General features: G+C 49.7%; 1 pseudogene. It reads left to right on the forward strand.

The features are described from left to right. Positions 1-505 (forward strand): annotated as a pseudogene (locus tag R8N49_RS30860) (flagellar hook-length control protein FliK); the annotation flags it as partial.

Below are 505 nucleotides of genomic sequence, written 5' to 3' on the forward strand. Positions count from 1 at the left end.
ACAACTGCAACAACGGAAGAAAATGCTGCTGTTGACACCACAGGAATGAATGTTCTTCTGAGTGCAACAACACCAACTGAAACACCAGACCTTGCAGCGCAAGCGCAAACCTTGACGCAAGGCATGCTAAACATGGCTGAGAAATCGGTTGCGTCGTTCAACAAAGTCAATCCGTTGGAAGTAAAAGGTGAAGCAAAAACAACAAGCCCAGCGCAAGCTAATGCCTTGTTAAACACATCACCGCAACAACAAGATATTCAAACTAGCCAAACAGCTTCTGCGAATGCACGCGTGAATACCTCTGCCGTAGACTTTCAAGCATTGTTGAACCAACCAGCGCAAGGGCAAGCAACGACTGCACCACTGAACGTTCAAACTTCTGCTCCGTCCGCTCAAGCAGTGAGCGCTGCGACAGTAGCTCATGCTCATACGCAAGGCTCAGAGTGGGCAGCAGTGAAAGTGGACACAAGTGCAGGCAAATGGGGCGAGCAGATGATGCAGGTGC

This window comes from Vibrio sp. 1978 (assembly GCF_033344345.1).